Below are 19,172 nucleotides of genomic sequence, written 5' to 3' on the forward strand. Positions count from 1 at the left end.
GGGCTTGGAAAGTGTGCTCGGCTCAGTGACTCAATTCCCGCTTCAACACCTCATGGTCAATCGACTTCTGCCACCCGCATATCGCCAGGCACGCCACGCAATTGCCCAGCACATTGGTCAACGACCGACACTTCATCAGCCGTTCCACTCCCAACAACAAACCCACCCCTTCCAGTGGCACCAGTTGCAGGATGTTCAAGGTAGCAATCAGGGTAAACAGCGCCGAGCCCGCGACACTGGTAGACCCCAGCGAGGTAAACAGGCAGATCACCAGCACCGCCAGCAACTCGGGTACGGCAATCTCCACTCCGGCGAGGTGCGCCAGGAACATAATGGCAGTAGTCAGGTAAAGATTGGTACCGGCCAAGTTGAACGTATACCCGGTGGTCAACACCAGGCGCACTAATTGGCGATCACAGCCCAGCGCCTCAAGTTTGCTGACGCAACCTGGAAGTGCGGCCACTGAAGAGCCGGTGAACGTCACCAACAACAACTCTTCTTTCAAGTAAGCAATTAGCCGGCTCAATTTAACGCCGAGCAGGCGGGTAATCGTGGCGAACACTAGAATGACGAACACCGCGCAAACCAGGTAAATAACAACAATGAACTTCAAGAGCGGCAGCACCGAACTTAAACCGTACTTTCCCACCACAAATGCCATCGCCCCAAACGCCGCCAGCGGTGCGAACTTCAGGATAAACCGCAGCAACCAGAACAACCCGGCGACCGCCGCTTCCAGCCAACCGAGGCAGCGGTTTGCGACCTGGCCGCCACGCCCCAGCAGCAGGCCGCACAGCACCGCCACCAGCATCACCTGGAGCACCAGGCTTTGGGTGAAAACCTTGTAAAGGCTGGACGAAATCGAGGTCATCGACAGCTCGTGCAACAGCGTTTCGGGCGCAGCAGGCGGTGTCAGATGATCAAAATCCAGGTTGGCCACTGCCGTATGATCCAGGCTGAACAACCACCCCGTCGACATTCCCAACACCAATGCAGCAAGGGACATCAGCTGGAAATACACCACGATCCGCCCCACTACATGCCGATGGTGGGGCTCGCGCTTGATACCTGCGACACCGGTCGACACCAGCACAAACAACAGAAATGGCATCAGTAACCCGACCACTTTTATAAAGGCGTCACTGAGCAGCTTCATCTCGATTGCCACGCCCGGATAAAACAGCCCTACAACCATGCCGAGTGCAATGGCAATCAAAATAGGCAAGGTGGCGTTATTCGAAAATCGGGTCGACATCAATGCTCCATGGTCTTTTTATTTATTGTTATTGTCGGATCAGGCCAGTTTCGGCATATTGGTCGCCAAGGCGCACTCAGGCCACAAATAATAAAGTCTTGTCACGGGATATACCACCATGGAACTTCGCCATTTACGTTATTTCATCATGGTGGCCGAAGAGCGACATTTCACCCGCGCCGCCGCTCGCCTGAACATGCAGCAGCCGCCCCTCAGCCAACAGATACGTGCCCTCGAACAAGAGCTGGGATTCGACCTGTTCAAGCGACACTCCAAGGGCGTCGACCTGACTGTCGGCGGGCTGGTGTTTCTCGATGAAGCCCGAGTGATCCTCGCCCGCGTCGAGCAAGGTTCCCTCAAGGGGGCTCGCGCTGCCCAGGGTATCGAAGGCACGTTGGTCATTGCCTTCACCAGTTCCGCCGCCGCCCACCCGCTGATCCCGCGAATCATCCGCGCCTACCGCGAGCAATACCCGGGCGTGGAGCTCTCGATCAACGAAGGCAGCGCCCGGGAAGTCACCGAAGACACCATCGAAAAACGCATCGACATCGGCATCCTCCGCGCACCGGTGGGCGACCACCAGAGCCTCACGTTCCACCGATTGCTCAACGAAGAAATGCTGCTGACCCTGCCCGTCGGGCATGCGCTGCTCAAGGGCGCCGAGCCAAAAATCACCATGGCCGACCTCAAGGACGAACGCTTCATCCTGGTCCGCCGCCCCGGCGCGCCGGGGATGTACGCCAACCTGATCAAGGCCTGCCAGAACGCCGGCTTCGAGCCGAAGATTGCCTTTGAAGTGGAGCGCATGCTGACCAACGTCAGCCTGGTGGCCGCCGGCGAAGGCATCTCGGTGGTGCCGGCGTCGATGCGCGACGTGCATCGCGAAAGCGTGGTGTACTGCCGGATCAGCGATGCGCGACCCAGGTTGCTGGCACCGATCACCCTGGTGCGGCGCGCGTTCAATCCGTCGGCGCCGTTGCAGAATTTCATTGGGCTGGCGCGGGAGTTGGCGGGGGTTTATCGCAAGGGTTGAGTCATCGCGTGAAAACTCTCGGTGAGCAGTTCCACTGCCGCGCGGATGCTGTCGCTTTGCCGTGGAACGGCGTACAGGCCGTAGTTGACACTCAAAATAGGCCCATCGCTTTCAGCCAAGGAAATGATGCGCATGGTCTCCGGCCGAATATTCTCCGCCGGCAGCAAGGCCACACCCAATCCGCCCTCCACCGCTGCGGTGATTACGCCAATGTTCGGGCTGGTCACCGTGACCCGAAAATCCCGCCCGGCGTTCAGCAAGGCATCAAACATCAAGCGCCGCCAGGCACAGGGTTCGGCATACACGATGACATCCAGCGGCAGCGCCGCATCGATTTCTTCATCAATCGCGCACACCCAGTACAGCTCGACGTTCCAGGCGTGCACAGGGTCGGCGTTGAACGATGAGCTGACGCCAATGGCCACGTCCAGCTCGCCGTCACTCCAACGTTCGGCGAGTGCGTCGCCGTGATCAACAACGACCTCCAGGTGTACATGCGGGCAGGCGCGCCGCAGCCGGCCGAGCGCTGCCGGCAACGCCGATACCGCCACGTCTTCCGAGAGCCCGACGCGCACATTGCCCATCACCGTGCGCTCTTTCAGGCGCGCTGCTACCGTCTCGCCCAAGGCCAGAATGCGCGTCGCGTAGGTGAGCAGCAGTTCGCCTTCGGTAGTGGGCACCACGCCCCGACCTGTTCTGCGCAACAGCCGCTGGCCTAGCAACTCCTCAAGCCGGCGGATTTGTGCGCTTAGGGCCGATTGCGCCCTGCCCGCCTGCTGGGCTGCGCCACTCAGGCTGCCGTGCTGGCATACCGAGATAAAGGTTCGTAGCAGATAGGGTTCAAACGCGTCAGATATCATGTTTGGGTTAACTCTGAATCAACAGCTATCACCCTACCTCGATAGCTTGAGCATGACTACCCTGCTGGAACGTTATCAACCAGGAAGAGCCTCATGACCCAGCTCCAGAACCAACGCATCGTACTGGCCGCCCGCCCCGACGGGCGCCCGCAACCCAGCGATTTTCGCGTGGAGTACAGCGCGATTCCCGAGCCTGCCGAAGGCGAAGTGTTGCTGGAAAACCTCTATCTGTCCCTCGACCCCTACATGCGCTGGCGCATGAGTGCGGCCAAATCCTATGCCGAGCCAGTGGGCATCGGCGAGGTGATGGTGGGCGGCACGGTCGCGCGGATCAAACATTCACGAAACCCGTTGTGGCAAGAGGGCGACATCGTGCTTGCCTATGCCGGCTGGCAGCGATTTGCGCTCTCGGACGGCCTCGACCTGCGGCTTCTGGATCCGGGCATCGCCCACCCCAGCACAGCGCTGGGAGTTCTTGGAATGCCGGGGTTCACCGCGTACTCGGGGTTGCTCACTATCGGCCAACCCAAGCCCGGTGACACCGTGGTAGTGGCGGCGGCGAGTGGCGCAGTGGGCTCGGTTGTCGGCCAGATCGCCCGCATCAAGGGCGCACGCGCGGTGGGTATCGCGGGTGGGCCGGAGAAATGCGCATTCGTGAAAAATGAACTCGGGTTTGATGCCGTCATCGACCATCGCGCAGCGGATTTTGCCCAGCAGTTGGCCGAAGCCTGCCCCAATGGAATTGACGTTTACTTCGAAAATGTCTCGGGGGCGGTTTGGGATGCCGTGAGGCCGCTGCTCAATGACTTTGCGCGGATACCCGTATGTGGGCTGATCGCCCATTACAACGACCGCTCGGTGCCCGGGCAACAGGTCGACCGACTGCCGGCGACTATGCACGACATCCTCGCCAAGAGCCTCACAGTGCGCGGCTTTATCCAGACCGAGTTTGTTGACGAGCAGCAGGACGACTTCTTGCAGGAAGCCGCGCAGTGGATTGATCAGGGCAAGCTGAAGTGGCGCGAAGACATTGTCGAGGGCCTAGAGCAAGCGCCTGAGGCGTTTATCGGGCTGCTGGAGGGGCGCAACTTCGGCAAGTTGATTGTGCGACTGGCTTGACGCCTCAATCCACCACGAACAACTTCGCCCCGACGGTAGTCGATGACCCCTTTGGCACCACCGACTGGTCGACCCTCGAGCCGGTGATGCATCCCGGCGAAACCGGCAGTGCGTATTGGCGCACTTGCCAGTTCGGTTCAACCCGTGTGCGCATGGTCGAATACAGCGCCGGTTACCTGGCGGATCACTGGTGTTGGCGCGGGCATATCCTGCTGTGCCTGGAAGGTGAGTTGCACACCGAACTGGAGGATGGCCGGCAGACAGATCCGCTGCATTTGCGGGATACAGGGCGATGACTCTTGGTATCCTGCCAAGCCTCTTCGCATGGAAGCCCGTCGATGAAGATCGATCCATCCTTTGTTGTGCATGAGACCGAGCACTGGCTGCTCAATCATCACCTGTCATCCGCACTGCCGGGCTACCTGATGCTGGGTGCCAAGGCGCCGGTTGACTCACTGGCCGAGATGCCCGATGCGGCGCTCGCGGAGCTGGGTGGGTTGCTGGCCAAAACCCAGCGGGTCATGGAGGCTCAGTTGAAGCCCAAGTGGCTTTACATCAGCCGGTTCGGGCATATGCCGGGCTTCCCGCTGCACTTTCATTTCATACCGGTGTATGGATGGGTTGAAGCGCTGTTCTGGCAGGATGAGCGCTATCGGGTGCTGCAGGATTTCGGGACGCAGCAGAAGGCTACCGACGGTGCGGAGCTGACGCTTTTTATCTGGCGGGAGTTTGGTGAGAGCCCTACGCCGCCGGTGGTTCAAGGAGCTTCGGTGAGCGAGGTGATCAGGTGTTTGCGTACGGAGTTCAATACCCAAGACGACACATGACCTGTGGCGAGGGAGCTTGCTCCCGCTGGGCTGCGCAGCAGCCCCAAGAAGGTCAGCGAGTTCTTTCAGTCAGATTGCGCTGGTTTATTGGGGCCGCTTCGCGACCCAGCGGGAGCAAGCTCCCTCGCCACAGCAAGCCCCCTCGCCACAAGGTTTTGGGTGGGTCAGCGAACATTGTAGAGGTGTTTGCGCATAGGAATACAGGCCAGCTGCAACCCCGACGGCGAATGATAGATGGCCTGCTCGGTCCCCACATACCCACACCGTCGATAAAAATCCGCCGCGTTCAACGTCGCGTCCAGGATCACTTCCTCGATCCCCAATTCCTGCGCCAACGCTTCCAGATACGCCAGTATCTGCTTGCCAATCCCGCGTCCGGTAAACCCGGGCAGCACAAACAGCGCACCGATTTCGTTGTTCGCCAGATCCAGCATGCCGGTAGCGACCGGCTCACCGTCGACACATCCCAGGTAAAAATGCTTGTCCATCAGCGTGTCGTAACCGTCCTTGGCTGCGCCTTGCGTCCACAACATCATCTGCTCGGACGTATAGGCGCCGATGCATTGGCTGCGTATGGCCAACAGGCGAATGTCGAAGGCTGCCTGTGCATCTTCCAGCGTGGCGCGTCGTATCTCGAGCATCTGTCCCTCCATGGACGTCAGGCGTTCTCGTCACCCGGTCGGGTAAACGAATAGCGATCAATATCGGTCCTCAGCTGCCAGCCCTGGCCCTGCCAATAACGGGCAGCGCTGTCGTTGGTCTTGAACACATCCAGGTGGCATTTGCGGATGCCCAATTGCGCCAGGCGGGTGAGGCAGCGCTCAACCAACGCGTTCGCAATACCCTGGCGCCGATACGCGGGCAGCACCAGCAAGTGCTGCAAATACCCGCGCCGGCCATCGTGCCCGCACATCACGCACCCAACCAGCCCCCCGTCGACCTCGGCGACGAAACTCATGCCTGGATTGCGCTCCAGGTAACGCTCAGTGGCCTCGCGGGAGTCGGCGTCGCGCAGGGAGATGCCAGGCGTTTTCTGCATCAGTTCGAGCACGGCGTCGTAGTCGGCAGTGCTCATTACGCGAATAGTGACCATGGTGTTCAAAGCCCTCTGAGTTCGCACTGATTTTGCCTGTAGTTGTGCCGGTCGCGCACGCATAAATACACGACCGGATAACCGCTTGAGTCAACGCAGCTGAAACCAGGTGGTTTTCAGCTGCGTGTACTTGTCAAAAGCGTGCAGCGACAAATCACGCCCGAACCCGGATTGCTTGCCACCACCGAACGGCACCGCCACATCCAGGGCGTCGATGGTGTTGACCGACACCGTCCCGGCATTCAGGGCACGGGCCACACGGTGCGCACGGTTGAGGTCATCACTCCAGACCGAGGCCGCCAGGCCGTAGAGGCTGTCGTTGGCCTGCTGTATCGCCTGCTCTTCCGTGTCGAAAGCGCTGACGGCAAGCACCGGGCCGAACACTTCATCACGGGACAGGGCCATGTCGCGGGTCACGTCGGCAAAAATGGTTGGCTGGATGAAGTTGGAGGAGCCATTGATGGTCAACTGTTCGCCACCGCACAACAGCCTGGCGCCCTCCCCCTGGGCCTGGCTGATGGCGTGCATGATGCGTGCGGTTTGCTGACTGTCGACGATGGCACCGGCCGCACTGCCCGGGTCCAGCGGATCACCCGGCATCCAGGCGCGCGACTTGGCGATCAGGCGCTCGACGAATTCGTCATGGATGGAGCGTTGCACGTAGAGACGGGAGTTGGCCGAACACACTTCGCCCTGGTTGAAAAAGATGCCGAAGGCGGCCCTCTGCGCTGCAAGGTCCAGGTCCTGGCAGTCCTCGAACACCAGGTTCGGGCTCTTGCCGCCACACTCCAGCCACACCTGTTTCAGGTTGGACTGGGCGGAGTACTGCATGAAGTATTTGCCCACCTGAGTGGAGCCGGTGAACACCAGGCAATCCACGTCGGGGTGCAGCCCCAGGGCCTTGCCGGCACTTTCGCCGAGGCCGGGCACTACATTCAACACACCTTCCGGGACACCGGCTTCCAGGGCAAGCTGGGCCAGGCGCAGGGCAGAAAACGGCGACTGCTCGGCAGGTTTCAAGACCACGCTGTTACCGGCCGCCAACGCCGGCGCGAGTTTCCAGGCGGCCATGTCGAGCGGGAAGTTCCACGGCACCACCGCCGCGATCACCCCCAGTGCTTCACGCGTGATGGTTGCCAACGCGTTGTGAGCGGTGGGCGCGACTTGATCGTAGAGCTTGTCGAGGGCTTCGCCGTACCAAGCAAACACATTGGCGGCGCCGGGCACGTCAACGTTGTAGGCGTCCATCACCGGCTTGCCCATGTTCAGCGAATCGAGCAGCGCCAGTTCCTCGCGGTGGGTCATCAGTAATTCGGAGAGCCTGATCAAAATTTTCTTGCGCTCCACCGGCGGCATCCGTCGCCAGGGGCCGGTCTCGAAGGCCTGGCGTGCGCTGCGCACGGCCAGGTCGACTTCTGCGTCACCGCAGGCTGCAACCCGCGACAGCAACTGCTGGGTCGCAGGATTAATGGCGTCGAAGGTCGCCCCGGATGCCGCGCTCACTGAGCGGCCACCGATCAGGGCGGTGTTGATGAACGTCTGGCGGGCAACACGCTGTTGCCAGTAGTTAAGGTCGAACACGTTGTACTCCCAATGAATGGCGATGGATAGACGAAGGGTTCACTCGGCGATCTGCAGTTCCGGCATCTTCACGCGCAGCCCCCGCGTGATGCCCAGCAGGCACAGGAGCCCAAGCCCCATCCAGCACAGGCCGATGGTGAACGACAGGCTGGAAAGGCTGCTCCATAGCCAGATCGTGCTGAGGAACCCAAGCGCCGGCACAACCGCGTACAGCAAGTAGTTCCTGGTGCCGCGCAACTTCTGGTCGACCAGGTAGTGCTTGATCACCGCCAGGTTCACCGCCGAGAACGCAAACAGCGCACCGAAGCTGATCATGTTGGCGACGGTATCCAGCGTGATGAACAAGGCAATCAGCGAGAACAGGCTGACCAGCACGATGGCCGTGGCGGGCACGCGCTTTTTCGTCACCAGCTTGCCGAGCACGCGGGGCAGCGCGCCGTCACGCCCCATGGCGAACAGCACCCGCGACACACTGGCCTGGGAGACCATCGCCGAGGCGAAGCAACCGGCGACATAGGTTGCGGTAAAGGCGGTCACCAGCAGTTCGCCGCCCACCCGGCGCATCACATCCACCGAGGCGGCATCCGGGTCGACGAAGCTGTTCCATTGCGGGAACACCATTTGCGCGAAATACGAAACCAGCAGGAACAGCAGGCCGCCGAACAGCGACACCACCATGATCGCCAACGGGATGGTGCGGCGTGGGTTGGGGGTTTCCTCGGCCATGGTCGACACCGCATCGAAGCCAAGAAACGACAGGCACAGCACCGCGGCGCCCGCCATGATCAGCGGCGCGCTGAAGCCTTCATGGTGGAATGGCGCCAGCAGCGACACGGGTGCGGACTGCTCGCTCAGGGTGTGCACCGACAACGCCACGAACACCACGATGAACACCAACTGAGCGACGATGAGTATCCAGTTGACCCGGGTGATGGACTCGATGCCCACCAGGTTCAGCGTGGTCACCAGGGCAATCGAGCCGAGCACCCACACGGCGGTCGGCACCCCGGGAAAATACTCGGACATGTAGATGCCGATCAGCAAATAGCTGAGCAACGGCAGGAAGATGTAGTCCAGCAACAGGGTCCACCCGGCGATGAAGCCGAAGTAGGCGCCAAACGCCTTGCGGGTGTAGGAGTAGACCGAGCCCGAATAGGGATGCGCCTGGACCATGCGCCCATAGCTGTAGGCCGTCAGCAGCATGGCGGCGAGGGTCAGCATGTAGGCGGTCGGCAAGTGGCCCTTGGTCATTTGGGTCACCAGCCCGTAGGTGGTAAACACCGCCAGCGGCACCATGTACGCCAGGCCGAACAGCACCAGCCCGATAAGACCCAGCGGCTGACGGAACCGGCGGGACGATGCGGCTTTGGGTGAGGATTGATGAGCGGGTGTATCGGTCACGTTTGTTATTGTATTCATGGGTGACTCCTGGAAATGGGGATGCAGGGCGTCGCGGCATTCGATGGCATCGATGCCGTTCAGCGTTGCCTGATGGAGGTTGCGCACCACCCCTCGCCTGGGGTGGCGCGCTGGTCACTTCAGCGTTTTCCCGCGATCCGTGCGGTGCGATCCACGGCGATGCGGGTCTTTTCAACCAGCTCGTCCAGCTCAGTGCGCGTGGCCACCAGTGCCGGCGCCATGATCATGCGGCCCAGCGTCGAGCGAATGATTACGCCCTCTTCGAAACCAAACGTGCGGCACTGCCAGGCCAGGTCATTTTCGTTCTCGAAGCGCTTGCGGGTGCTCTTGTCTTCAGCGAACTGCAAGGCCGCGAGCAGGCCCGTGCCCTGGATCTCGCCGATCATCGGGTGATTGCCAAACACTTCATGGAGGATTTTTTGCAGGTACGGTCCGGTGTCGTTCTTCACCTGGCGCACGATGCCTTCGTCCCGCAGCGCCTTGAGGTTGGCCAGCGCCACCGCCGCCGCCACCGGGTGCCCGGAATAGGTCAGCCCGTGGGCAAACACGCCGCCGCGCTCCACCAGCGCATCGGCCACGCGCTTGCTCAGCACCAGGCCGCCCATCGGCAGGTAACCGGAGGTCAGGCCCTTGGCGATGGACAGCGTGTCCGGCTCAAAACCGAAGTGTTGATGGGCGAACCACTCGCCGGTACGGCCAAAGCCACCAATCACCTCATCGGCGCACAGCAGCACATCGTATTGACGGCAAATGCGCTGGATCTCGGGCCAGTAGCTTTCCGGCGGGAAGATCATGCCGCCCGCGCCCTGGAACGGCTCGGCGATAAACCCGGCGACGTTTTCAGCGCCCAGCTCGAGGATTTTCTTTTCCAGCTGCAAGGCGCAGCGGCGGCCGAACTCGGCAGGCGTCAGCTCGCCGCCATGGGCGTACCAGTAGGGTTCGTCAATGTGTGCCACGTCGGGAATCAGGCCGCCCATCTCGTGCATGAACTTCATGCCGCCCAGGGCAGACGCCGCCAGCGTGGAGCCGTGATAACCATTCCAGCGCCCGATCATGATTTTTTTCTGCGGTTGGCCGACCACTTGCCAGTAACGGCGCACGGTACGGATCAGTACTTCGTTGGCCTCGGAGCCGGAGTTGGTGTAGATCACGTGGCTGTAGTGGCCCGGCAACAGGCTGAAGAGCAACTCCGACAGCTCGATCACCGCCGGGTGGGTGGTGTGGAAGAACATGTTGTAGTACGCCAACTGGTCCATCTGGGCGGCAGCGGCAGCGGTCAAGTCTCTGCGACCGTAACCCAGCTGGGTGCACCACAGGCCCGACATGCCGTCCAGGTAACGCTTGCCTTCGCTGTCCCACAGGTAAAGGCCCTCACCGCGCACCATCACCCGCGGGCCTTCGGCATTCAACACTTTTTGATCGACAAATGCATGGATGTGGTGGGCCGCATCCGACTTCTGGTAGTCCTCGGTCAGGCGGTTCAGTTGGGCGGGTACGTTCATGGTATTTCTCTCTTATTAGTAGTGACGCAAGGGCGAGCAACGCCGCTCAGCGGTGCTTGCTCATATAGCTTTCAAGGGGGTCTTTGCTCAGGACGCCCTGGGCTTCGGCCAGCGAATCGATAAACAGGGCAAACAGTTCCGATTGCGCGCCGATATCGAGCTTGGTGTAGATGTGTTTGCGGTGGGACTTGATGGTGTCTTCCGAGACGTCGAGGCGTTCGGCCAGCGAACGGGTGGAATGCCCGCGCAGGATCAGTTGGGCGATCCGGCATTCCCGCTCGGTCAATATCGACGAGCCGAAGTTGTTCAGCGCCGAGTGAATGCGCTGCTCCAGCAGGTTTTCGAATCGCGCCCCCTGGGCATCCAGGCCAACGAAATGCTTGCCCAGCACCGCCAGCACCCACGGCGCGATGCGTTTGAATTGCCCGGTGGTGGTGGCGTCGAGCTTTTGCGTAAAGGCCAGCGACACCGCCAGGCTCGAGCCGTTGCTCGACTGCAGGATGTAGTTCAGCTCATCCTCCAGATGGGAGTGGCGGTAAAACGACTGGAAGTATTCGCTGAGCTCGAAGTGATCGGGGGCGACCTCGGCCAGCTCGTAACACCCGGAGCTGACGCCCTCCACACAGGCCCCGTAAAACGGGTCGAGCAGATAAAACCCCGACAGGTACTGGCGCACATTGCCTTGTGGCAACCATGGCCCGTCCAGCTCGAACAGCGCACTGGGCATGCCGCCGCGCGGGTAGAAATACAGCGTGGTGGCCTGGATCGGCTGGAGATAACCGAGAGCCTCGAACAAGGTCGCGGCGAACCCCGATTGCCCGATGCTATCGGTCACCCGGGCCATCTGTTCGAACCATTGCGCAGAAGAAAGCCGGTCGTTTTCCACTTCAAACACTCGCTGAAAGAACTGCAAGGATGGTTGCACACCCGCTCCATCCTCGAAATCACCCGATAGGGTGAGCCTGCATCCGATATTTATGCTCACTTCCCAGCTTAATAATATTTTATTAAAAACCGCCCTCCCCCTAGCCTTGAAGCCATGCCCAAGCTGAATCCAACTGCATTACGCAAGGACAGACACATGACTCAAGCAATAACAAAAACAGACACGCTGGTGGTGGGAGCCGGTCAGGCTGGCGTCGCCATGAGCGAGCACCTGAGCAAGCAAGGCGTGCCGCACCTGGTGCTGGAGCGCAGCCGTATCGCCGAGCGCTGGCGCACCGGCCGCTGGGACTCGCTGGTCGCCAACGGCCCGGCCTGGCATGACCGTTTTCCGGGCCTGGCCTTCGATAACGTCGCCCCCGATGGCTTCGCGCCGAAAGAGCGTGTGGCGGACTACTTCGAAGCCTATGCACGCAAGTTCAATGCACCGATTCGCACCGGCGTCGACGTGACCTCGGTGGTGCGCAATGTCGGTCGCCCAGGCTTCACCATCCACACCAGCGAAGGCGTGATCGAAGCCAACCGCGTGGTGGCGGCCACCGGGCCGTTCCAGAAGCCGGTGATTCCGGCGATTGCCCCTCAAGACAGCGCGCTGCACCAGATCCACTCCGCCGACTACCGCAACCCCGCGCAACTGCCGGCCGGCGCGGTGCTGGTGGTGGGTGCGGGTTCCTCCGGGGTGCAGATCGCCGACGAACTGCAACGCTCCGGGCGCCAGGTGTACCTGTCGGTGGGTGCTCACGACCGCCCACCGCGTGCCTATCGCAACCGCGATTTCTGCTGGTGGCTGGGCGTGTTGGGTGAGTGGGACCAGGCCGCGATGAAACCCGGCCGCGAGCACGTGACCATTGCGGTGAGCGGCGCCCACGGCGGCAAGACCATCGACTTCCGCGAGCTGGCCCAGCAAGGCATGACCCTGGTCGGCCTGACCCAATCCTTCAACGGCAGCGTTGCGAGCTTCCAGCCCAACCTGGTGGAAAACCTGGCCCGCGGCGATGAGAACTACCTGGCCCTGCTGGATGCGGCGGATGCCTATATCGAGCGTAACGGCCTCGACCTGCCGCCAGAGCCCGAAGCGCGTCGCGTATTTCCCGATGCCGAGTGCATCAAGCAGCCGATCCTGGAACTGGACCTGGCCAAGGCCGGTATCACTTCAATCATCTGGGCCACCGGCTTTGCCGTGGATTACAGCTGGCTGAAGGTCGATGCATTTGACGCCGCCGGCAAGCCGCAGCACCAGCGCGGCGTGGCCAGCGAGTCGGGCATCTACTTCCTCGGTTTGCCATGGCAGTCGCGCCGGGGCTCGTCGTTTATCTGGGGGGTGTGGCATGACGCCAAGTACGTGGCTGACCATATCGCCATCCAGCGCCAATACCTTGAGTACCGCGAACCCACACCGGTTGTTCACACCTCACCTGTCAGCGCCTGATCACTTTTTTCTGGAGTTTTTTTGATGCCTACTCACACTCGCATCCGCATGTTCAACACCAAGGAAACCTACCCTAACCAGAGCCTGGACAATGACCTGTGCCAGGCCGTACGCGCCGGCAACACGGTGTATGTACGGGGCCAGGTGGGCACCGATTTCGACGGCAACCTGATCGGCCTTGGCGACCCGCGCGCGCAAGCCGAACAGGCAATGAAAAACGTCAAGCAACTGCTGGAAGAGGCCGGCAGCGACCTGAGCCACATCGTCAAGACCACCACCTACCTGATCGACCCGCGCTACCGCGAGCCGGTGTACCAGGAAGTCGGCAAGTGGCTCAAGGGCGTGTTCCCGATCTCCACCGGGTTGGTGGTTTCGGCCCTGGGCCAGCCACAGTGGCTGATGGAAATCGACGTGATTGCAGTCATCCCCGAGTAATCCAAGGAGGCACGACATGACCTTTTCAATCGTCGCCCGCTGCGCGGAAACCGGCCAGATGGGCATTGCCATCAGCTCATCGAGCATCGCCGTGGGCGCCCGCTGCCCATGGCTGCGGCCCGGCGTGGGTGCGGTTTCGACCCAGAACATCACCCTGCCCGCCCTGGGCCCGGACGTACTCGATCTATTGGAGCAAGGCCTTGCCCCTGCCGATGCCGTAGACAAGGCCCTGACCCGCAACGGCTACAGCCAATACCGGCAACTGACGGCGATTGATCACCTCGGGCGCACGGTGCATTTCAGCGGCAACGAAACCCTTGGCACCCACAATGCGGTGTCGGGCGAACAGTGCGTGGCCGCCGGCAATATGCTCGCCGACCGCGCGGTGATCGAGGCGATGGTCAAGGCCTTCGAGCAAGGCGAAGGCCAACTGGCAGACCGCCTGCTGGCCGCGATGCATGCAGCCATTGCCGCCGGGGGCGAAGCCGGGCCGGTGCATTCCGCCTCGCTGGTGGTGGTGGGCGAGCTGACCTGGCCGATCATCAACCTGCGGGTGGATTGGGCCGACGAGCAGCCGATCGCCGAGCTGCAAAAGCTCTGGGACGCCTACCGTCCACAGGTGCAGGACTACATCGACCGCGCCCTCGCCCCGGACCGCTCCCCTGGCTACGGCGTGGCCGGAGACGACCGATGAGCACCAGCCGGGAACTGCTGCAAGCGCTGGTGGGGTTTGATACCACCAGCCGCGAATCCAACCTGAAGCTGATCGAGTTCGTGCGCGATTACCTGGCAGGGTTCGGCGTGCCTTGCGAGTTGATCTACAACGATGAGCGCAGCAAGGCCAATCTGTTCGCCACCCTCGGCCCGGCGAATGTGCCCGGGATTGTGCTGTCGGGGCACACCGATGTGGTGCCGGTGGATGGCCAGCCGTGGACGTTGCCGCCGTTTGAGTTGACCGAACGCGACGGCAAGCTGTTTGGCCGGGGCACGGCGGACATGAAGGGCTACATCGCCTGTGTACTGGCGCTGGTGCCGGCCTTGGCAAGCGCAGACTTGCGCATGCCGGTGCACATCGCCCTGTCCTACGACGAGGAAGTCGGCTGCCTTGGGGTGCGTTCGCTGCTCAAGGTGCTGGAACAATGGCCGGTGAAACCGCTGCTGTGCATTATCGGCGAGCCCACCGAGCTGAAGCCGGTGCTGGGCCATAAAGGCAAGCTCGCCATGCGCTGTGAAGTGCATGGCGAGGCCTGCCATTCGGCGTATGCGCCCCAGGGCGTGAATGCGATCGAGTATGCGGCGGAGTTGATTGGTGAGCTGGGGCGAATCGGCCAGCGCCTCAAGGTGCATCAGGACGAGCGCTTTGACCCGCCGTTCAGCACCGTGCAAACCGGGGTGATCTCCGGGGGCAAGGCGTTGAATATCGTGCCTGCCGATTGCCGTTTTGACTTTGAAGTGCGCGCCCTGCCCTCGATGGACCCGGGTGAAGTGGCCGAGGAGCTGCAAGCCTATGCGATGCAGCAGGTGTTGCCGCGGATGCAGGCGGTGAGCCGGCAGAGTGCAATTCGCTTCAGTGAGTTGTCGGCGTACCCGGGGCTGGCCACCGACCAGCGCAGCCAGGCGGCGGAGCTGATTGCGGCGTTTTGCGGCTCGCGGGAATTTGGCACCGTGGCGTTCGGGACCGAGGGTGGGTTGTTTGATGCGGCGGGCATTCCGACGGTGGTGTGCGGGCCTGGGAGCATGGACCAGGGGCATAAGCCGGATGAGTTTGTGAGTGTTGCGCAACTGAAAGGTTGCGATGCCATGTTGTTGCGCATGCTCGACTCGATTCGCGCCTGAAACGCGGGCCAAATGTGGGAGCGGGCTTGCTCGCGAATGCGGTGTGACAGTCACCCGATGTATTGACTGATCCACCGCATTCGCGAGCAAGCCCGCTCCCACATTTTTAGTTCTGTGTCTAACCTAACAACCGCGCCAGCTCTTCCCGGCAATACTCCACAAACAACTGCACCGGCTTGGTCAACGGCGCCCGCCGCAACCACACCGCCGACAACCCCGACCCCGTCACCGTCTCCGCCAATGGCACGCACACCAGTTTCTGCCCGTCATAGGAATACGGCGAAAACGGCTTGGTCACCAGGATCGAAAACCCGAACCCGCGCCCCACCATCCCGCGCACCATCTCGATCGACGGCGAACTGAAGACAATATTCGGCGTCAGCCCACGCTCTTCAAAGATGCTCACGAAGTACGTCCGGCTCGGCAGCACATCCAGCAAAATCATCGGTTCCAGCACCAAGTCCGCCAACGACACCTTGGCCTGCTGCGCAAACCGGTGATCCGCCGGCAGCAACGCATAGGGTTGCTGCGGCGGCATCAGCGGCGTGGTCTCGATGGCGCTGCCCAGGTCATGCTCAAACAGCATCGCCACATCGATACTGCCGGCCGTCAGCGCCTGCACCAGTTCCTGTTGTTCGCCATCGCGCAGACGGATTTCCACCCCCGGCCAACGCTCCCGGAAACCGGCAATCAAGCGCGGCAAATACAGCGGTGCCACGGTTTCGAAGCAACCGATATCGATCTGCCCCGCCACCACGTCATTGTCTGCCAGGGCGTTCTGCTCAAACTCATGGGCCACCCGCAGCAGCTCCAGGGCCTTGCGATAGAACCGCGCACCGCTCGGCGTCAGCGACACCCCTTGAGCGTGATGGCGGATAAACAGCTGCACGCCGAAGCTGTCTTCCAGTTGCTTGATGGCCGTCGACACCGACGGTTGCGCGATATAGAGCTTGCGCGAGGCCTCTGCCACGCTGCCGCACTCGGCCGTGGTTACAAAATATCTGAGCTGGCGCAGGTTATAGGCAGCCATCGGGACCTCCATAAACGTGGGATTTCGCCCCAAACAAGTGCGTGAAAATCGGCTTTTTCACACTGATTCAAGTGCATGCAACATACCGGAGCAAAAAACCCCGCGAGATATTATTTTTAAGGTCTATAGCAACAAACTTACTAATTTACCTCCCTGTGACCATTGCACATGATCACTCCAACAACAAAAGCGACGCACACGCGCCGCCCAGCGAAGTACGTCAACGTACTCACCTTGCCTTGGAGCTCGTCATGGTTACCACTGCAACATCCTCCGCCCCGCTTATCGAAAAACACACGATTGGATACGTGCCCCCGGAAGATCGCCACGGAAAGGTAAGAGACCTGTTCACCCTGTGGTTCGGCGGCAACATTGCGCCGTTGCCCATCGTCACCGGCGCGCTGGCCGTGCAACTGTTCGGCCTGAACCTGGTGTGGGGCATCATCGCCATCCTCGTCGGCCACCTCGTCGGCGGCGTGCTGATGGCGCTGCACTCGGCCCAGGGCCCGCAGATGGGCATCCCGCAAATGATCCAGAGCCGCGCCCAGTTCGGCTCCCTTGGCGCACTGCTGGTGGTGGTGATCGCCGGCGTGATGTACATCGGCTTCTTCGCCTCCAACATCGTACTGGCGGGCAAATCCCTGCACGGCGTCGTCGACGCGATCCCGGTACCGGTAGGCATCGTCATCGGCGCCATCGGCTCGGGGATCATCGGCATCATCGGCTACCGCTTCATCCACGTCCTCAACCGCATCGGTACCTGGGTGCTGGGCGCGGGCATCGTGCTGGGTTTTGGCTACATCTTCACCCATGTGCAGACGGCCGACTTCCTGACGCGCGGTAACTTCAACATCTCCGGCTGGCTGGCCACCGTGTCGCTGGCCGCGCTGTGGCAAATCGCGTTTGCGCCGTATGTGTCTGACTACTCCCGCTACCTGCCGGCGGATGTGCCGGTGGCGTCGACCTTCTGGACCACCTATCTGGGCACCGTGCTCGGTTCCAGCCTGTCGTTCATCTTTGGTGCGGTTGCGGTACTGGCTACGCCGGTGGGCATGGACACCATGGACGCAGTCAAACTGGCGACCGGCTCCATTGGCCCGCTGATGCTGTTGCTGTTCCTGCTCAGCGTGATCAGCCATAACGCACTTAACCTGTACGGCGCCGTGCTGTCATTGATCACCCTGGTACAGACCTTTGCCTACCGCTGGATCCCGACCGCCAAGGCGCGTGCCGTGATCTCGGTGCTGGTGCTGGCGGCGTGCTCGATTGCGGCGGTGTTTGCGTCGAAGGATTTTATCGGGCACTTCGTGGACATGGTGCTGGTGTTGTTGGTGGTACTGGTGCCGTGGACGGCGATCAACCTGATCGACTTCTACGCGATCCATAAGGGCAAGTACGACATCGGTTCGATCTTTCGCGTGGATGGCGGGATTTATGGCCGGTACAACCCCCAGGCGCTGGTGGCCTATGCGGTGGGGATTGTGGTGCAGATTCCGTTTATGAATACGCCGCTGTATGTCGGGCCGATTTCGGCGCATATCAACGGGGCGGATTTGTCCTGGTTGGTGGGGTTGGTGGTGACGTCGCCGTTGTATTTCTGGTTGGCGAGTCGGGACAGTGCGTATAAGCGGCGGTTGGAGGGGGGGAAGTTGGTGGGTGGGGTTTAATAGAGCCTGGCTCAGTTACGAGAAAACCCGCATTTGCGGGTTTTCCAGTTATCCGGCTTGGCGAATATTGATGGTGCCAGGAAGGCCGCCATCGCGGCCTCGCTAAAGCTCGACGGCTCCCATAGGGGGTCGGTGGTGTGAGTGGGTTTTGTGTTCGGCGGTGCTGTCGGGGTGTTCTTTCTTTATCATGGGGGCTGTCGTTCAATTTCTCTGGTAACCCAATGCACGCCCTCACCTTCCGTAACGCCAACCCCGCAGACGCCAACCGTTGCTACGAGATCGAAATCTCGGCCTACGAAGGCGATGAAGCCGCGACCCTGGAAAAGATCGCCACGCGCATTGCGCTGTACCCGCAAGGCTTTCTGATCCTGGAGGCGGATGGTGTTGTGGTCGGTTTCATCAACTGCGGTTGCGCCGATGAAGTGGTGATGTCGGATGAGGCCTTCAAGGAGTTGGTCGGGCATTCAGCCGATGCGCCGAATGTGGTGATCATGTCGGTGGTGGTGGATCCCGCCCAGCAAGGCAAGGGCTACTCCACGCGCTTGATGACGGAGTTCGTGCAGCGCATGCAGGCGATGGGCAAGAAGACCATTCACCTGATGTGCAAGGACCGCCATGTGGAGCTGTATAAGCGCATGGGCTATCGCTATGTGCAGCCGTCGGCGTCGGACCATGGCGGGATGGCGTGGCATGAGATGGTGATGGATCTATGAAGCCGCATCTGATTGAGGTCGGCGACCAGCCAGACGCCAAAGCCGAGCAGCTCCTGGGCAGCGGCCTCGCCGCCTTCAACGAGCACGTCACCGGGTCCAATGACCGACGTCCGTTGACGGTGCTGATCAAGGATCCCGACACCGGTGAAACCCTCGGCGGCATCACCGGAAAAACCAGCCTCGGCATGGCCTTTCTCGACCTGTTTTATCTGCCCGAGGCCCTGCGTGGCTCAGGCCTGGGCACAACGCTGCTGAAAGCATTCGAAGACGAAGCCCGTCATCGTGGCTGCCGCTCGGCGATGCTGTACACCCTCAGTTTCCAGGCCCCGGAGTTTTACGAGAAGAATGGCTGGGTGCGGTTTGGTGAAATCCCGTGCGACCCGGAAGGCAGCAGCCGGGTGTTCCTGAGCAAAATGCTCTGAGGAACTTAC

General features: G+C 61.3%; 19 protein-coding genes and 1 pseudogene. 11 read left to right on the forward strand and 9 right to left on the reverse strand.

Going from position 1 to position 19,172, the window contains the following annotated elements:
• Nucleotides 1-22: 22 nt before the first annotated feature.
• Entirely contained in the window at nucleotides 23-1,255 is a 1,233-nt protein-coding gene (locus HX807_RS07930) for a cation:dicarboxylate symporter family transporter (protein WP_177049684.1), read from the reverse strand.
• 118 nt (nucleotides 1,256-1,373) lie between these two features.
• On the opposite strand from HX807_RS07930, the gene HX807_RS07935 reads away from it, so the two are divergent.
• On the forward strand, nucleotides 1,374-2,288 hold the full coding sequence (locus HX807_RS07935) for a LysR family transcriptional regulator (protein ID WP_177049686.1): 915 nt from the start codon (nucleotides 1,374-1,376) through the stop codon (nucleotides 2,286-2,288).
• On the opposite strand, the gene HX807_RS07940 is transcribed toward HX807_RS07935, so the two are convergent.
• Nucleotides 2,273-3,148 carry a LysR family transcriptional regulator gene (locus HX807_RS07940; RefSeq protein WP_032899387.1) on the reverse strand — a complete coding sequence of 292 codons (876 nt, stop codon included), beginning with the start codon at nucleotides 3,146-3,148 and terminating at the stop codon, nucleotides 2,273-2,275. The genes HX807_RS07935 and HX807_RS07940 overlap by 16 nt on opposite strands.
• A 93-nt stretch (nucleotides 3,149-3,241) precedes the next feature.
• Between HX807_RS07940 and HX807_RS07945 the strand changes: the two genes are divergently transcribed.
• From HX807_RS07945 to HX807_RS07955, 3 genes and pseudogenes are all read left to right on the forward strand, one after another.
• Nucleotides 3,242-4,267, forward strand: coding sequence for an NADP-dependent oxidoreductase (locus tag HX807_RS07945; protein WP_003207345.1), 1,026 nt, complete (start codon nucleotides 3,242-3,244; stop codon nucleotides 4,265-4,267).
• Nucleotides 4,264-4,527: pseudogene (locus tag HX807_RS07950) on the forward strand (DHCW motif cupin fold protein); the annotation flags it as partial. The gene HX807_RS07945 and the pseudogene HX807_RS07950, both read left to right, overlap by 4 nt.
• A gap of 78 nt (nucleotides 4,528-4,605) precedes the next feature.
• Nucleotides 4,606-5,094, forward strand: coding sequence for an HIT family protein (locus HX807_RS07955; RefSeq protein ID WP_102368849.1), 489 nt, complete (start codon nucleotides 4,606-4,608; stop codon nucleotides 5,092-5,094).
• A 164-nt stretch (nucleotides 5,095-5,258) separates the two neighbouring features.
• Here the strand turns inward: HX807_RS07955 and HX807_RS07960 are convergent, their stop codons facing one another.
• The 6 genes from HX807_RS07960 to HX807_RS07985 all read right to left on the reverse strand — a co-directional run bounded on the left by HX807_RS07960 (nucleotide 5,259) and on the right by HX807_RS07985 (nucleotide 11,533).
• Nucleotides 5,259-5,735: a GNAT family N-acetyltransferase gene (locus tag HX807_RS07960; protein WP_177049688.1), complete on the reverse strand. Its 477-nt coding sequence runs from the start codon at nucleotides 5,733-5,735 to the stop codon at nucleotides 5,259-5,261.
• Between the two features lie 17 nt (nucleotides 5,736-5,752).
• A complete protein-coding gene (locus HX807_RS07965; protein WP_256343956.1) occupies nucleotides 5,753-6,250 on the reverse strand; it encodes a GNAT family N-acetyltransferase in 498 nt (165 codons plus the stop codon).
• 27 nt (nucleotides 6,251-6,277) lie between these two features.
• Nucleotides 6,278-7,768: an aldehyde dehydrogenase gene (locus tag HX807_RS07970; RefSeq protein ID WP_177049690.1), complete on the reverse strand. Its 1,491-nt coding sequence runs from the start codon at nucleotides 7,766-7,768 to the stop codon at nucleotides 6,278-6,280.
• Between the two features lie 39 nt (nucleotides 7,769-7,807).
• Entirely contained in the window at nucleotides 7,808-9,187 is a 1,380-nt protein-coding gene (locus HX807_RS07975) for an APC family permease (protein ID WP_023658770.1), read from the reverse strand.
• 119 nt (nucleotides 9,188-9,306) lie between these two features.
• A complete protein-coding gene (locus HX807_RS07980) occupies nucleotides 9,307-10,689 on the reverse strand; it encodes an aspartate aminotransferase family protein (protein ID WP_177049692.1) in 1,383 nt (460 codons plus the stop codon).
• 46 nt (nucleotides 10,690-10,735) lie between these two features.
• Nucleotides 10,736-11,533: a helix-turn-helix transcriptional regulator gene (locus tag HX807_RS07985; RefSeq protein ID WP_102370257.1), complete on the reverse strand. Its 798-nt coding sequence runs from the start codon at nucleotides 11,531-11,533 to the stop codon at nucleotides 10,736-10,738.
• 195 nt (nucleotides 11,534-11,728) lie between these two features.
• Between HX807_RS07985 and HX807_RS07990 the strand changes: the two genes are divergently transcribed.
• The 4 genes from HX807_RS07990 to argE are packed head-to-tail and all read left to right on the forward strand — an operon-like array spanning nucleotide 11,729 to nucleotide 15,331.
• Nucleotides 11,729-13,060: a flavin-containing monooxygenase gene (locus HX807_RS07990; RefSeq protein WP_371316457.1), complete on the forward strand. Its 1,332-nt coding sequence runs from the start codon at nucleotides 11,729-11,731 to the stop codon at nucleotides 13,058-13,060.
• A 24-nt stretch (nucleotides 13,061-13,084) separates the two neighbouring features.
• Nucleotides 13,085-13,495, forward strand: coding sequence for a RidA family protein (locus HX807_RS07995; protein WP_003207327.1), 411 nt, complete (start codon nucleotides 13,085-13,087; stop codon nucleotides 13,493-13,495).
• A 16-nt stretch (nucleotides 13,496-13,511) separates the two neighbouring features.
• On the forward strand, nucleotides 13,512-14,189 hold the full coding sequence (locus HX807_RS08000) for a DUF1028 domain-containing protein (RefSeq protein WP_177049694.1): 678 nt from the start codon (nucleotides 13,512-13,514) through the stop codon (nucleotides 14,187-14,189).
• Nucleotides 14,186-15,331 carry an acetylornithine deacetylase gene (argE, locus tag HX807_RS08005; RefSeq protein ID WP_008435357.1) on the forward strand — a complete coding sequence of 382 codons (1,146 nt, stop codon included), beginning with the start codon at nucleotides 14,186-14,188 and terminating at the stop codon, nucleotides 15,329-15,331. The genes HX807_RS08000 and argE overlap by 4 nt, the downstream gene beginning before the upstream one ends.
• Nucleotides 15,332-15,449: 118 nt before the next feature.
• Here argE and HX807_RS08010 read toward each other — a convergent pair whose 3' ends face one another.
• On the reverse strand, nucleotides 15,450-16,361 hold the full coding sequence (locus tag HX807_RS08010; RefSeq protein ID WP_003210159.1) for a LysR substrate-binding domain-containing protein: 912 nt from the start codon (nucleotides 16,359-16,361) through the stop codon (nucleotides 15,450-15,452).
• A gap of 251 nt (nucleotides 16,362-16,612) precedes the next feature.
• Between HX807_RS08010 and HX807_RS08015 the strand changes: the two genes are divergently transcribed.
• The 3 genes from HX807_RS08015 (at nucleotide 16,613) to HX807_RS08025 (ending at nucleotide 19,163) form a co-directional block, all read left to right on the forward strand.
• Complete coding sequence (locus HX807_RS08015; protein ID WP_003210161.1) at nucleotides 16,613-18,028, forward strand: cytosine permease; 1,416 nt, start codon at nucleotides 16,613-16,615, stop codon at nucleotides 18,026-18,028.
• A 221-nt stretch (nucleotides 18,029-18,249) separates the two neighbouring features.
• Nucleotides 18,250-18,741 (forward strand): GNAT family N-acetyltransferase, encoded by a 492-nt coding sequence (locus HX807_RS08020; protein ID WP_134326378.1) that lies wholly within the window; start codon nucleotides 18,250-18,252, stop codon nucleotides 18,739-18,741.
• Nucleotides 18,738-19,163: an N-acetyltransferase gene (locus HX807_RS08025; RefSeq protein ID WP_087692433.1), complete on the forward strand. Its 426-nt coding sequence runs from the start codon at nucleotides 18,738-18,740 to the stop codon at nucleotides 19,161-19,163. Before HX807_RS08020 ends, HX807_RS08025 begins: the two co-directional genes overlap by 4 nt.
• Nucleotides 19,164-19,172 lie beyond the last annotated feature (9 nt).

This window comes from Pseudomonas sp. D8002 (genome assembly GCF_013385695.1).
Taxonomy (GTDB): Bacteria; Pseudomonadota; Gammaproteobacteria; order Pseudomonadales; family Pseudomonadaceae; genus Aquipseudomonas.

What these genes read in the sequence shown, in the direction of transcription:
- HX807_RS07930 (WP_177049684.1), bottom strand. Translation starts at nt 1,255, where the DNA reads ATGTCGACCCGATTTTCGAATAACGCCACCTTGCCTATTTTGATTGCC.
- HX807_RS07935 (WP_177049686.1), top strand. Translation starts at nt 1,374, where the DNA reads ATGGAACTTCGCCATTTACGTTATTTCATCATGGTGGCCGAAGAGCGA.
- HX807_RS07940 (WP_032899387.1), bottom strand. Translation starts at nt 3,148, where the DNA reads ATGATATCTGACGCGTTTGAACCCTATCTGCTACGAACCTTTATCTCG.
- HX807_RS07945 (WP_003207345.1), top strand. Translation starts at nt 3,242, where the DNA reads ATGACCCAGCTCCAGAACCAACGCATCGTACTGGCCGCCCGCCCCGAC.
- HX807_RS07955 (WP_102368849.1), top strand. Translation starts at nt 4,606, where the DNA reads ATGAAGATCGATCCATCCTTTGTTGTGCATGAGACCGAGCACTGGCTG.
- HX807_RS07960 (WP_177049688.1), bottom strand. Translation starts at nt 5,735, where the DNA reads ATGCTCGAGATACGACGCGCCACGCTGGAAGATGCACAGGCAGCCTTC.
- HX807_RS07965 (WP_256343956.1), bottom strand. Translation starts at nt 6,250, where the DNA reads ATGCGTGCGCGACCGGCACAACTACAGGCAAAATCAGTGCGAACTCAG.
- HX807_RS07975 (WP_023658770.1), bottom strand. Translation starts at nt 9,187, where the DNA reads ATGAATACAATAACAAACGTGACCGATACACCCGCTCATCAATCCTCA.
- HX807_RS07980 (WP_177049692.1), bottom strand. Translation starts at nt 10,689, where the DNA reads ATGAACGTACCCGCCCAACTGAACCGCCTGACCGAGGACTACCAGAAG.
- HX807_RS07985 (WP_102370257.1), bottom strand. Translation starts at nt 11,533, where the DNA reads ATGGCCCGGGTGACCGATAGCATCGGGCAATCGGGGTTCGCCGCGACC.
- HX807_RS07990 (WP_371316457.1), top strand. Translation starts at nt 11,729, where the DNA reads ATGCCCAAGCTGAATCCAACTGCATTACGCAAGGACAGACACATGACT.
- HX807_RS07995 (WP_003207327.1), top strand. Translation starts at nt 13,085, where the DNA reads ATGCCTACTCACACTCGCATCCGCATGTTCAACACCAAGGAAACCTAC.
- HX807_RS08000 (WP_177049694.1), top strand. Translation starts at nt 13,512, where the DNA reads ATGACCTTTTCAATCGTCGCCCGCTGCGCGGAAACCGGCCAGATGGGC.
- argE (WP_008435357.1), top strand. Translation starts at nt 14,186, where the DNA reads ATGAGCACCAGCCGGGAACTGCTGCAAGCGCTGGTGGGGTTTGATACC.
- HX807_RS08010 (WP_003210159.1), bottom strand. Translation starts at nt 16,361, where the DNA reads ATGGCTGCCTATAACCTGCGCCAGCTCAGATATTTTGTAACCACGGCC.
- HX807_RS08015 (WP_003210161.1), top strand. Translation starts at nt 16,613, where the DNA reads ATGGTTACCACTGCAACATCCTCCGCCCCGCTTATCGAAAAACACACG.
- HX807_RS08020 (WP_134326378.1), top strand. Translation starts at nt 18,250, where the DNA reads ATGCACGCCCTCACCTTCCGTAACGCCAACCCCGCAGACGCCAACCGT.
- HX807_RS08025 (WP_087692433.1), top strand. Translation starts at nt 18,738, where the DNA reads ATGAAGCCGCATCTGATTGAGGTCGGCGACCAGCCAGACGCCAAAGCC.